The organism is Yoonia vestfoldensis SKA53 (assembly GCF_000152785.1).
GTDB classification, from domain to species: Bacteria; Pseudomonadota; Alphaproteobacteria; order Rhodobacterales; family Rhodobacteraceae; genus Yoonia; species Yoonia vestfoldensis_A.
In genome coordinates this window covers 1600997-1613634 of sequence record NZ_CH672414.1, presented here as the reverse complement: position 1 = coordinate 1613634, position 12638 = coordinate 1600997, and the positions used below count along the sequence as shown (strand labels likewise).

Genomic DNA, 12638 nt, shown 5'->3' with positions numbered 1-12638 from the left:
TATCACGCATCGTTATTCAATATCAGGGGCTAAGCCGATACATGGCAGAAGAATTCGCAACACAAAAAGCTAAAGCATCGGCATGGTTTCGCGCATTGCGTGACGATATTGTCGCCGCCTTCGAAGCGTTGGAGGACAGCCACACAGCCGACACCCCTGCCGGTCGATTCGAGGTGACGGAGACCAGCCGCCATTCCGATGACGGGTCGGATGCAGGCGGCGGTCTGATGTCGGTGATGCGCGGCGGGCGCGTGTTCGAAAAGGTGGGCGTGAATATCTCGACCGTCTATGGCCAGTTGGGCGATGGCGCACAGCGCGCGATGGCCGCACGCGGCGTGCCGGGCATGGCGGATGATCCGCGGTTCTGGGCCTCGGGCATCTCGCTGGTGGCGCATATGCAAAACCCGCATGCGCCTGCGGTGCATATGAACACGCGGATGTTCTGGACCCCGCATGCCTGGTGGTTCGGCGGCGGGTCCGATTTGAACCCTTGCATCGAATATGCCGAAGATACCGCCCATTTCCACGCTACGCAAAAGGCGCATCTGGACCCGCACGGGCTGGATCATTACCCAAAGCTGAAGGCTTGGGCGGATGAATATTTCTATATCCCCCACCGCAACCGCGCGCGGGGCGTAGGCGGCATTTTCATGGATGATTACTGCACCGGCGATTGGGACGCAGATTTTACCCTGACCCAAGACATCGGCCGCGCCTTTCTGCCGGCCTATGTACCATTGGTGGAAACGCGCCGCGAGACGCCGTGGACGGATGCCGACAAGGATACCCAGCTGATCCACCGCGGCCTTTATGCAGAATATAACCTCGTCTATGATCGCGGCACCAAATTCGGCCTGACCACAGGGCATGACGCGAATGCGGTGTTGATGAGCCTGCCGCCGCTGGCGAAATGGGTATGAGACGCAAGCGGCACCTCACAGGTGCCGCCCCCATCTTCCGCGCTTAAATATCCCCGCGCGGAGCGATTGCGGCAAAGCCGCAAAAGGGGCGCTGCCCCTCCCCCGGACTATGTCCGGGGTTCACCCCGGAGTATTTTTGGAAAAAAGAAGTGGGGGCCTTAGCCGCCCCGCACCGTATCGATCATGAGTTGCACATTGGCGGGGTCCGCCTCTGGCGTGATGCCGTGGCCAAGGTTGAAGATATGCGCGCCACCCGACAGCGCATCACAGATACGGCGGGTTTCATCGACCAGCCCCTGACCGCCCGTCACCATATGCGATGACGCGAGGTTACCCTGCACGCAGCCATCCTTCTGGACGTGGTCCGCGACCCAGGCCGCGTCGACACCGTCATCAACGGCAACACAATCGGCCCCTGTCGCGGCATGCACGCCCGCGTATTTCGTGCCCGCGCCGCGCGGAAAGGCGATGACGGGGATACCGGGGTGCTTTTCTTTGAGTGCTGCGGTGATCCGCTGCATCGGCTTGATCGAAAATTCAGTAAAATCGTCGCCTTGGAGCGATCCTGCCCAACTGTCGAACAGTTTGACACATTCTGCCCCCGCCTCGATCTGTTTGGAAAGATAGGCGATGGTGCCTTCGGTCAGCCGGTGCATGATGCCTTCGAACAGCGGGCGATTGGCAGCTTTCAGCGCGTGCGCTGGACCTTGGTCCGGCGTGCCCTGACCGGCGATCATATAGGTTGCAACGGTCCATGGCGCGCCGGCGAAACCGATCAAAGTCGTCTCTTTGGGCAGTTCCTGCGACAGGATCTTGACCGTCTCATAGACCGGGTTCAGCGTTTCGTGGATATCCTCGACCGGTTTCAGGCGGCCCAATTCCTCGGGTGTGGTGATGGTGGACAAGCGCGGGCCTTCGCCGGTGACGAACCACAGATCTGCCCCCAAAGCCTGTGGCAACAGCAGGATATCGGCAAACAGGATCGCCGCGTCGAACCCATAACGCCGGATCGGTTGCAACGTGACTTCGGCAGCAAGCTCGGGATTGTAGCAGAGCTTGAGGAAATCCCCCGCCTGTTCGCGCGTCGCGCGATATTCCGGCAGGTAGCGCCCCGCCTGCCGCATCATCCAGATGGGGGGCGTTGGAAGCGTTTCGCCCGCAAGGGCCCGAAGGATGGTCTTTTTCTGCGCCATAATCTGTCCTTTTTTCACCAGCCTGTGGTCCCAATTGCGGAACATGTTGTCAAGACAGTTGTCAGGCCAGATTGACACGTCTAACAATCGCGCCATGAACATTACTTTGCCCACACCCGCTTCGCCTTTCAATATCGGAACCCGTGGATCGCCGCTTGCGCTTGCGCAGGCGCATGAGACGCGCGCAAGGCTGATGGCGGCATTCGATCTGCCGCAGGATGCCTTTGCCATCGTCGTGATCAAGGTCATGGGCGATGCCATTCAGGACCGCGCGCTGAAAGACATCGGCGGCAAGGGCCTGTTCACCCGCGAGATCGAAGATGCGCTGCTTGACGGTTCCATCGACATTGCAGTCCATTCGATGAAGGACATGCCGGTCGAACAACCCAGTGGCTTGCTGCTCGATACCTATTTGCCGCGCGAAGATGTGCGCGATGCCTTCGTGTCGCTGACGGCAAGGGGATTGGATGATCTGGAACACGGTGCCACGGTTGGCACGTCGTCCTTGCGGCGTCGGTCACAATTGTTGGTGCGCCGGCCTGACCTGAATGTCGTGGAATTTCGTGGCAATGTGCAGACCCGCCTGATGAAGCTGGGCAATGGCGTGGCCGAGGCAACATTTCTGGCTATGGCCGGGCTGAACCGGTTGAATATGACTGACGTGCCGCGCACGGCCATCGCGCCCGAAGATATGCTGCCCGCCATCGCCCAAGGGGCTATCGGGATCGAACGGCGCGCCGATGACAGCCGTGCTGCGGCCATGCTGGAGGCGATCCACCACGGCCCGACCGGCCAGCGCCTGGCCGCTGAACGCAGCTTTCTGGCGCATCTGGACGGATCATGTCAGACGCCGATTGGCGGGTTGGCCGACCTTGATGGCGGCACCCTGCGCTTGCGCGGCGAAATCCTGCGCACCGACGGATCGCAGGTTCTGGCCGATGATATGATCGGCGCGATTGCCGATGGCGCGGACATGGGCCGCGAAATGGCGGTCAAGCTTCTGGAAAAGGCGGGGCCGGGGTTTTTCGACCACATGTAATGTGATCGAATCTGCGGGGCGGCATTGTTGCGACGCCAAGACCGATGTCATGCAAGGCTTTGGGCGCGCGCTTTTCGGCGCGATGTTCATGCCGGCGGGATGACCTTGCCGGGGTTCAGGATATTATGCGGATCAAGGGCGGCCTTGATCGCGCGCATCGCGTCCAGCGCCACGGGGTCCTTGCGCCGTTTCATCGTTTCGAGCTTTGACACGCCAATGCCGTGTTCAGCGCTGAATGATCCGCCCAATTCCTGCACCACATCCTCGACCGCCTCGACCAGTGCTGCCATCGCATCGGGATCGTTGCGGCTGACATAGCTGGTGTGGTGGATATTGCCGTCGCCCAGATGGGCGACCATGACTTCTTCCACATCCGGATCAATAGCGCGCAGGCGGGGCGTCAATGCGGCCTCGAATGCTGCCACCTTGTCCAGCGGCAGCGCGATGTCGGTATTCACGAAATGCCCGCCGAAAAAGGCCACATCACCCGCATCCTCGCGGCGTTTCCAGATCGCGCGGCGCTGGGTTTCATTCTGCGCGATGACCGCGTCGATCAAGGTACCGTCGTCCAGCATCTGGCCCAGCATATCTTCCAGCAGGGTGACGACAGGCAGTTGCCCGTCAGGGCCGGGCTGCGCGTCACGCGGCGTGGTGGCTGCAACCTCGATCATGATGTTGACGTCATGGTCACGCGCAAAGGGCGGGGGCATGTCGGGGAACATCTGCCGGTGCTTGGCCATATAGCTGCGCGGCATGTATTCGAACGCCTCGACACCGCCGCCTGTCGCGTCCTGCAGGCGGTGCAGCAGCTGCAGCGCATCGGTCAGCGAGGGAAGCGCGACCATCGCTGTGGCATAGGCCTGTGGCTTGGGCAGCAGTTTTAGCACGGCGGCGGTGATGATGCCCAGCGTGCCTTCAGCCCCGATTACCAGGTTGCGCAGATCAAGGCCGGAATTGTCCTTGTGCAGTGCGCTCATCAGATTCATCACCCGCCCGTCGGCCATCACGACCTCTAGCCCCAGACACAGGCCCCGTGTGCTGCCATAGCGTACGACATTGGACCCGCCGGCATTGGTGGACAGCAAGCCGCCGATCATGGCCGACCCACGTGCGCCCAATGTCAGCGGAAAGATCAGGTCATGCCTGGCCGTGGCATCGTGCAAGTTGGACAAGATCACACCTGCGCCTACGGTGGCGGTGCGCCCTGTTGCGTTGATCTCGGTGATCTGGTTGAGCCGTTCGACCGACAGCATCAGCGCGCTGTCGGCCATCGTGGCCCCTGTCAGCCCGGTGCGGCCGGAACAGGGGACAACGGGTGTGCGTGTGGCATGGGCGATGCGCATGATGGCTGCGACTTCGGCGGTGGACATGGGGCGCAACACGGCCAGCGGCGTCGAGGTATAGGCGCCCGTCCAGTCCTTGCCGTAGGGGGCGGCGTCCTTGCCGGTCAGGATACGGTCCGCGCCGATGGCAGCGGTGATCTGGTCAATGACGGACATGGGGCGCGGCCTTTCGTGCAAACTTGGCTGCAGGCTAATCCGGTTTTGATACAGGAGAAAGGGATATGGTGGCGTGGGGGAGACTTGAACTCCCGACCTATCGATTATGAGTCGATCGCTCTAACCAACTGAGCTACCGCGCCTTACCTTGTGCGTCCGATTACGCAAAGGGCGGGGGGGTGTCAAACCGATTCTGCCCGATTTCACCCCCCGTCGGGTGGATCATGATCCACCTTACATCAGTCATAGCGCAGTTCTGTCGCCTTGCCACGGAACACGGTATAGGCCAGCACCGTGTAGGCCAGGATCGTGGGCAGCACGAACAGCGTGCCGATCAGGATGATGAACAGGCTTTCGGGTGCGCTCGCGGCTTCGTAGATCGTCAGCTTTTCCGGAACCACATAGGGATAAAAGCTGTAGGCCATCCCGACAAATGCCATCACCCAGAGCATCGATGCGGCCGCGAACGGCAACCACGACAGCCGGTCGTTCATGAACGGCATCCGGCGCAGCATCGACCACAACCCGAATACGAGCAGCGCTGAAAGGATTGGCAGGGGCGACAGCAGCAATGCTTCGGGCCAGCTGAACCATTTCTCAAAGATCCGCGTGCTAACCAGCGGTGTTGCCATCGACACAAGTGCGATCCCCAGCACCAGCCCCCAGATTCCGCCCTTGGCCCAGCCTACAGCCTTGCGTTGCAAGCCTGCATCGGTCTTGTGGATTACCCATGTCGCTCCGATGAAACTGTAACCCACGGTTAGAAACACCGCCGTCAGCAGGCTAAAGGCCGCATGCACCAGCGTCCATTCCAGCCCCATGATATACATCCCCAGCATGAACCCCTGCGACAGCGAGGTCATGAGCGAGCCCGCAAAAAACGCGTTGTTCCACAGATGCTTGTGCGGGGCCGGGGCCTTGGCGCGGAATTCGAAGGCAACGCCGCGCAGGATCAACCCCACCAGCATGATCGCGACAGGCAGATACAGCGCCGTCAGAATCGTCCCATGCGCTGCCGGAAAGGCCACCAGCAGCAACCCGACTGCCAGCACCAGCCATGTTTCATTCGCATCCCAGAACGGCCCGATCGTGGCGATCATGCGGTCCTTTTCGGCATCATCGGCAAAGGGGAACAAGACCCCAACGCCAAGATCGAACCCGTCCAGCACGACATAGATCAGGATGGACAGGCCCATCAGCCCAGCAAAGACGAACGGCAGCCAGATCGTCGGATCACCAAATGTGTTCATCTTGTCTACTCCGCCGGAATGGCATTGGGGGCCGCCGCAGGCGCGGGCGCGATGCTGGTGCCGATATCTTCGCCGCGCGACATTTTCCGCGCCAGATAGAAGATGACGTAGATATAGGCGGTCAGTAGCAAGCCATAGACGATCAGGTAAGAGATGAGCGTGGACAGGACCATCGGTGCAGGCACATCGGCCACCGCCTCTGCCGTTGTCATCACGCCTTGGACCAGCCACGGCTGGCGGCCGATCTCGGTCGTGTACCAGCCCGCAAGGGTCGCGATCCAGCCGCTAAAGCTCATACCGACCAGCGCATAAAGCAGTGGCTTTGGCAGGCCCTCGACCCCACGCTTGCGGCGCAGCATCATGAAAGACGCAACCCAGCTGAGCAGCAGCATCGCCACGCCGGTGCCGATCATCACGCGGAACGACCAGAACACAGGGGCCACGCGCGGATGCAGCACAGTGCCATCCTCGGCGACGAAATCGTTCAAGCCCTTCACCACCCCATCCCATTCATGGGTCAGGATAAAGGATGCAAGGTTCGGAATCCCGATCTCGAACCGGTTTTCGCGCGCCTCTTGGTCGGGCAGGGCGAACAGGATCAGGGGCACGTTGCCGCTGGTTTCCCAATGCCCTTCCATCGCGGCAACCTTGGCAGGCTGGAATTCCTTGGTGTTCAGCCCGTGCATGTCGCCGACAAAGATCTGCACCGGCATCAGTAGCGCGGCAGTGAATACGGCGGTTTTCAAGGCCACGCGCACGCCTTCGGTGCGCCCGCCGATCAACCAGCGAAAAGCACTGACACCGGCGATCAGAAAGCTGACGGTCAGGAAGCTGGCCAGCACCATATGGGCAAAGCGGTAAGGCATCGAGGGGTTGAAGATGATCGCAAACCAGTCCGTGGCATGGGCGACACCGTCGCGCATCTCGAACCCTTGAGGCGTATGCATCCACGAATTCAGCACGATGATCCAGAAGGTGGACATCAGCGTCCCGAAGGCCACCAGAAATGTGGCCCCTGTATGAACCCAGTTTGGCACACGGCGAAAGCCGAACAGCATGATTCCAAGGAAAACAGCCTCGAGGAAAAAGGCCGTCATGATCTCGTATGCCAGCAATGGTCCCGCGATATTGCCGACCTTTTCCATAAAGCCGGGCCAGTTGGTCCCGAACTGGAACGACATGGTGATGCCCGACACAACGCCCATGGCAAAGGACAGCGCAAAAATCTTGACCCAGAAACGATACGCTTCCATCCAACGTTCTTGGCCAGTCTGGCTATAACGGATCTTGAAGAACAGCAGCACCCAGCCCAGCGCGATGGTGATCGTGGGAAACAGGATATGGAACGATATATTCGCCGCAAACTGGATGCGGGATAAAAGGAGTGTTTCCATCATTTGATTTCACCTTTAAGCTGGATGTGCACCTCATATAGCAAGGTATTGGGTTATGTCAGCAGGGTGCGACAGCAAGGCGCGGACCGGCTGGATAATTGATCTTATGGCGTAACGAATGGCATGACTGCCCCTATTTGTGCGCAACTTTAGGTAAGCCGAGGAAAACTATGGCCGGATTTCTGACAACCCATGTGCTGGATACCGCAGGCGGCGTGCCTGCAGCGGGGATCAAGGTTGATCTGTACCGTCTGGACGGCGATGCGCGGGTGCATCTGGCAACGATGGTTACCAATGGCGATGGGCGCACCGACAGCCCGATCCTGCCCGCCGCGGATTTTGCCGTCGGGCGGTATGAACTCGTGTTTCAAGCGGGCGATTATTTTGGCCGCAGCGATGATCCGCGGTTTTTGGACGACATCCCGATTCGGTTCGGCATCAATGATCCTGCATCGCATTACCATGTCCCGCTGCTGGTTTCGCCTTTCGGCTTTTCAACCTATCGCGGCAGTTAAGCGCGGGATCATCGGCCCAACGGCGACCCTGCCGCGCCAGGCCTATCCGCGTGCAAGGATGTCCAGCAAGGCCGCCATGTCCAGATCAACCGGATTGGCCTTGTAGGAGGATGCGTCTTTCGCCTCGCGCGCCACTGCCGCGTGGGTTTCGGGGGGCAGACCAAGTGCGGCCAGCCGTGGCAGGCCGTGGTCGCGGGTCCAGTGATCGAAATCGGACAGGCTGCCGAATTCATCCGTGATCCGGTCGATGACCCATGTGATCCGCGCCGCCGCATCGGCCTGCGTTGCGGCCAGATTGGCCTGCAGCACCGGCACCAGCAATGTGCCACAGATCGCGCCATGCGCCGCACCCGTCCGCCCGCCGATCACACCGGCAAAGCCATGCACCGCCCCCAGCCCCGCATTGGCCAGCGCGATCCCGCCGCATAGGCTGGTCAGCGCCATAGCATCCCATGCGCGGGCGTCATCATGATCCATGATCCGGTGCAACGCCGCCAACCCGCGCGGGATTGCGTCACGGCACACAGCATCGGTGACCGGATTGGCGCGCGCGCTGATGAAGGGTTCGATGACCTGCGTGATCGCATCCAGACCTGATGCCAGCACGACACCCTTGGGGCAGGACAGGCACAGGTCGGGATCGACCAGCGCCAGCGTCGGATAAAGCCGTGGATCGCGCAAGGATACCTTGCGCCCGGCCTCTGGCACGCCGATCACCGTGTTGCGGGTGACTTCGGTGCCGGTGCCAGCGGTCGTTGGGATTGCGATCAGGGGCAGGGGGGCGGCATCCAGCGGTTTGCCGTCGCCCACCACCTCCAGATAGCGCAGCGCGCCGTGCGAGGCGGGGATCAGCGCGGCCAGCGCCTTGCCATAGTCGATCACCGCACCGCCGCCGATGGCGATGATCAGATCAGGCGCGAACGGACGGGTGGTCGCCAGATGTGCGGTGATTGCGGGCAGGTCGGGTTCGCCTTTGACGATCAGGTCCAGCACGGCACAGGTCTGGCGCAGGTCACGCGCCAGCCCGTCCGCTGCCATGACCGAGGCAGACCGCACCAGCAGCACGCGCGCAAAGGTGGCGGCAAAGGGCGCAGCCTCGGCCAGCACCCCACGGCCGAACCGGATCGTGCCAGCGGTGGCAAAGCCGAAAGGCGCGATCATCACACCGCCAGCACGGCGTTGACCGCACGGCCCCAGCGGGCATAGCGCGTGTCACGGTCCCCTGCGTCCATCTGGGGGGTAAACTGGCGGTCAACGGCCCAGACCTTGGCAAAGGCGTCCATATCCGGCCAGACGCCCGCGCGCATGCCTGCCAGCCATGCCGCCCCCAGCGCCGTTGTTTCCAGCACCTGCGGACGGTCCACCGGCGCACCTATGATGTCGGACAGAAACTGCATCGCGTAGTCATTCGCGGCCATGCCGCCATCGACGCGCAAGGACGGCTCGGCGGCATCGCGGGTCCAGTCGGCCTGCATCGCCTCGAGCAGATCGCGGGTCTGGTAGCCGACGGATTCCAGTGCCGCGCGGGCAAATTCCGCAGGCCCCGAATTGCGGGTCATGCCAAAGATCGCGCCGCGTGCCTGCGGCGCCCAGTAAGGCGCGCCAAGGCCCACGAAAGCAGGCACAAGGATCAGGTCCTGCGACGGATCGGCAGTTTCGGCCAGCCCTTGGGTTTCGGGGGCGGCGCGGATCACCTTGATCCCGTCGCGCAACCATTGCACGACAGCCCCCGCGATAAAGATCGACCCTTCCAGCGCATACGTGGGCTTGCCGTCCAACTGATAGGCAATGGTGGTCAACAGTTTATTGGTCGAGGCGACAGGCGTATCGCCGGTGTTCAGCACCACGAAACAGCCGGTGCCATAGGTGGATTTTACCATGCCGGGCTGGAAACAGGCCTGTCCGATGGTCGCGGCCTGCTGGTCGCCTGCAACGCCAAGGATCGGGATTTCATGGCCGAACAGATCGGCGCGGGTATGTCCGAAATTGGCGGCACAATCGTGAACCTGCGGCAGCATGGCCTGCGGGATGTCGAACAGGTCGCAGATTGTCTGGCTCCACCTTCCTTTGTGGATGTCATAAAGCATCGTGCGTGCGGCATTGGTGGCATCGGTCACATGGCTGCGCCCGCCGGTCAGGTTCCAGATCAGCCAGCTGTCTACGGTCCCGAAGGCCAGTTCACCCTTGCGGGCGCGGTCACGCGCGCCGTCCACGACATCAAGAATGTATTTCAGCTTGGTTGCGGAAAAATAGGGATCGACCAGCAGGCCGGTGCGGCGGGTAATCATGTCTTCATGCCCGTCCGCGCGCAATTTGGCGCAGAAATCGGCAGTGCGGCGGTCCTGCCAGACAATTGCGTTATGGATCGGTTTGCCGGTCTTGCGGTCCCAGACCAGCGTGGTTTCGCGCTGGTTGGTGATGCCGATGGCGGCGATATCCTTGGCTTTCAGACCTGCCTTTTCGATGGCCGCCCGTGCGGTTGCCGCGGTCGAGGCCCACAGGTCGGAGGGGTCATGTTCGACCCAGCCGGAGGCCGGATAATGCTGCGGGAATTCTTCCTGCGCTGTCGCCACGATCCGCATATCGGGGCCGAATACGATTCCACGGCTGGATGTGGTGCCCTGATCGAGTGCCAGAATATATCCCATTGAGTCGGTCCTCTGCTTGCTTGGCAGCTTGTCATGATTGTGGCAAAGCAGCCAGTGGGCCGCTTTGCCACGGGGAGCGGGGGCGTAAAGCGCGCCCCGGCATTTGGCGTATTCCGTCCAGCGGCTTGCGGTCCTGCACTCGCATGCCTGTCAGATCACGGCCTTCCCAGATGACGCGCCCTGTTGCTGGCACATCAAGCCCCGCCATCAGGCGCATCAGCGTGCCGCGTTGCAGTCTCAGGTCTGTCGGGTAGATATGGTTCTGCCCATCAACGACCTTGCTGACGCTGTCCAAGACTAGCGACATGTTATTTCCACCCAGAATGCGCCGGCGTTATTCTGCAGCGCGCATCATTTCAATTGAATGGCTGGCGATCCACTCTTCCAGAACCGCCACCTGATTTTGATTTAACCGCAGGCCCAGTTTCGACCGGCGCCACAGCACATCTTCGGCGCTCTGGGCATATTCTTGCGTTATCAGCCAGCGAACCTCGGCCTCGGTCAGGGTCGCGCCGAAATCGCGGCCCAGATCAGTCGTATTCGCAGCCTTGCCCAGCACGTCGCGCGCTTCGGTGCCATAGGCGCGCACCAGCCGGCGCGCCCAGCCATCGGTCAGGAACGGATAGCCGCGCCGCAGGTCTGCGATCAGCGCCTCGACCCCGTCATATGGAAAATCACCGCCTGGCAAGGGTACGCCCGCCGTCCAGTTGCCCCGCGACAAGGGCAGGGTTGCGCCGATCTTGTCCAGCGCGGATTCCGCCAGCCGCCGGTAGGTCGTGATCTTGCCGCCAAAGATGTTCAGCACCGGCGCACCTGCTGATGTGTCAACCTTGAGCGTGTAATCGCGGGTCGCGGCGGTGGCCGAACTGGCCCCGTCATCATAAAGCGGGCGGACGCCCGAATAGGTCCAGACAATATCGTCCTTGGTCACGGGGCGTTTGAAATACTGGCTGGCGAAATCGCACAGGTAATCGCGTTCTGCGTCGGTACAAACAGGCGCGCGTGCCGAATCGTCATGGTCAGCGTCCGTGGTGCCGATCAGGGTGAAATCCTGCTCATAGGGGATCGCAAAGATGATCCGCCCGTCGGTGCCTTGAAAGAAATAGCATTTGTCATGATCGAAGAGCTTGCGCGTCACGATATGGCTACCGCGCACAAGACGCACGTTTTCGCGGCTGTTCAGCCGCAGCGTGCCATGGATCACATCGCCCGCCCAAGGACCAGAGGCATTGACCAGCATCCGCGCGGCGATGACCTGGTCACCCTGCGCCGTCCTGACCGTGACCTGCCAGATGCCGTTGGTCGCTTGGGCGGAAACCACCTCGGCGTGGGTCATGATCGTGGCACCGCGCGCGGCGGCATCACGGGCGTTCAGCACGACAAGGCGCGAATCCTCGACCCATGCGTCGGAATATTCATAGGCCTTGGCGAAACGGTCATCCAGCGGCGCGCCCTCGGGCGTGTCTGTCAGGCTGATCGTCGTCGTGCCGGGCAGGATCTTGCGGCCGCCAAGATTGTCATACAAAAACAGCCCCAGCCGGATCAGCCAAGCGGGTCTGCGCCCTTTCATCCATGGCAGTATCAGGCCCAACAGCCGCGATGTCGGCGTGTCGCTGTCGAAGCGCATGTCCTTGTGATAGGGCAGCACGAACCGCATCGGCCATGAAATATGCGGCATCGCGCGCAGCAGCGTTTCGCGTTCGATCAGCGCCTCGCGGACCAGCCGGAATTCGAAATATTCCAGATAGCGCAGCCCGCCATGAAACAGCTTGGTCGAGGCGGAAGATGTAGCCCCCGCCAGATCGCCTTTTTCGGCCAGCACGACAGACAGGCTGCGCCCGGCCGCGTCGCGCGCGATGCCGCAGCCGTTAATGCCGCCGCCGATCACCAGAAGATCATGGATCGTGGCGGATTTTTGCGCGGATTGTGCCATGCGACCCCCTTTGGCATGCGGCGTGTATACAGCTGTCGCAAACCTAAACGCCGCCAAAGCCGATGCGCAAGTTCTTTCGTTTTAAAGATAAAAAATGCTCGTTTTTCTAAAAACGAACATTTTTAGCACCTAAATTCCGCATTTGTTCCCTATTTCCTGTTCGCGGTGGTGCAGAAAGCCGGCTAAAACGAACATGGGCTGCAAGGCGTGCGATTCGATCCGCCCGCGCAGATTGATACACCCAACC

10 protein-coding genes, 1 tRNA gene and 1 pseudogene are annotated in these 12638 nt (G+C 61.2%); 3 read left to right on the top strand and 9 right to left on the bottom strand.

The window, feature by feature from the left end:
- Positions 1–41: 41 nt before the first annotated feature.
- A complete protein-coding gene (gene hemF, locus SKA53_RS07935; RefSeq protein WP_007205597.1) occupies positions 42–920 on the top strand; it encodes an oxygen-dependent coproporphyrinogen oxidase in 879 nt (292 codons plus the stop codon).
- Positions 921–1078: 158 nt separating this feature from the next.
- Here hemF and hemE read toward each other — a convergent pair whose 3' ends face one another.
- Complete coding sequence (hemE, locus tag SKA53_RS07930) at positions 1079–2113, bottom strand: uroporphyrinogen decarboxylase (protein WP_040483213.1); 1035 nt, start codon at positions 2111–2113, stop codon at positions 1079–1081.
- Between the two features lie 94 nt (positions 2114–2207).
- Between hemE and hemC the strand changes: the two genes are divergently transcribed.
- Positions 2208–3152, top strand: a complete 945-nt coding sequence (gene hemC, locus SKA53_RS07925; protein WP_007205595.1) for a hydroxymethylbilane synthase — start codon at positions 2208–2210, stop codon at positions 3150–3152.
- Between the two features lie 86 nt (positions 3153–3238).
- Here the strand turns inward: hemC and SKA53_RS07920 are convergent, their stop codons facing one another.
- From SKA53_RS07920 to SKA53_RS07905, 4 genes are all read right to left on the bottom strand, one after another.
- Positions 3239–4651: an FAD-binding oxidoreductase gene (locus tag SKA53_RS07920; RefSeq protein ID WP_007205593.1), complete on the bottom strand. Its 1413-nt coding sequence runs from the start codon at positions 4649–4651 to the stop codon at positions 3239–3241.
- Positions 4652–4717: 66 nt separating this feature from the next.
- A tRNA-Met gene (locus SKA53_RS07915) sits at positions 4718–4794 on the bottom strand.
- 96 nt (positions 4795–4890) lie between these two features.
- Positions 4891–5901, bottom strand: a complete 1011-nt coding sequence (locus SKA53_RS07910; protein WP_007205592.1) for a cytochrome d ubiquinol oxidase subunit II — start codon at positions 5899–5901, stop codon at positions 4891–4893.
- 5 nt (positions 5902–5906) lie between these two features.
- On the bottom strand, positions 5907–7298 hold the full coding sequence (locus SKA53_RS07905) for a cytochrome ubiquinol oxidase subunit I (protein ID WP_007205591.1): 1392 nt from the start codon (positions 7296–7298) through the stop codon (positions 5907–5909).
- Between the two features lie 167 nt (positions 7299–7465).
- Here SKA53_RS07905 and uraH point away from each other — a divergent pair, with 167 nt between their 5' ends.
- On the top strand, positions 7466–7810 hold the full coding sequence (gene uraH / locus SKA53_RS07900) for a hydroxyisourate hydrolase (protein WP_007205590.1): 345 nt from the start codon (positions 7466–7468) through the stop codon (positions 7808–7810).
- A gap of 42 nt (positions 7811–7852) precedes the next feature.
- On the opposite strand, the gene SKA53_RS07895 is transcribed toward uraH, so the two are convergent.
- From SKA53_RS07895 to glpD, 4 genes and pseudogenes are all read right to left on the bottom strand, one after another.
- The gene (locus SKA53_RS07895) at positions 7853–8971 is read right to left on the bottom strand and encodes an iron-containing alcohol dehydrogenase (protein WP_007205589.1); all 1119 of its coding nucleotides are present in this window, start codon (positions 8969–8971) and stop codon (positions 7853–7855) included.
- Positions 8971–10458: a glycerol kinase GlpK gene (gene glpK, locus SKA53_RS07890; protein ID WP_007205588.1), complete on the bottom strand. Its 1488-nt coding sequence runs from the start codon at positions 10456–10458 to the stop codon at positions 8971–8973. Before glpK ends, SKA53_RS07895 begins: the two co-directional genes overlap by 1 nt.
- 124 nt (positions 10459–10582) lie before the next feature.
- Positions 10583–10765: pseudogene (locus SKA53_RS15225) on the bottom strand (ABC transporter ATP-binding protein); the annotation flags it as partial.
- A 27-nt stretch (positions 10766–10792) separates the two neighbouring features.
- On the bottom strand, positions 10793–12391 hold the full coding sequence (gene glpD / locus SKA53_RS07880; RefSeq protein ID WP_007205586.1) for a glycerol-3-phosphate dehydrogenase: 1599 nt from the start codon (positions 12389–12391) through the stop codon (positions 10793–10795).
- Positions 12392–12638: the final 247 nt, after the last annotated feature.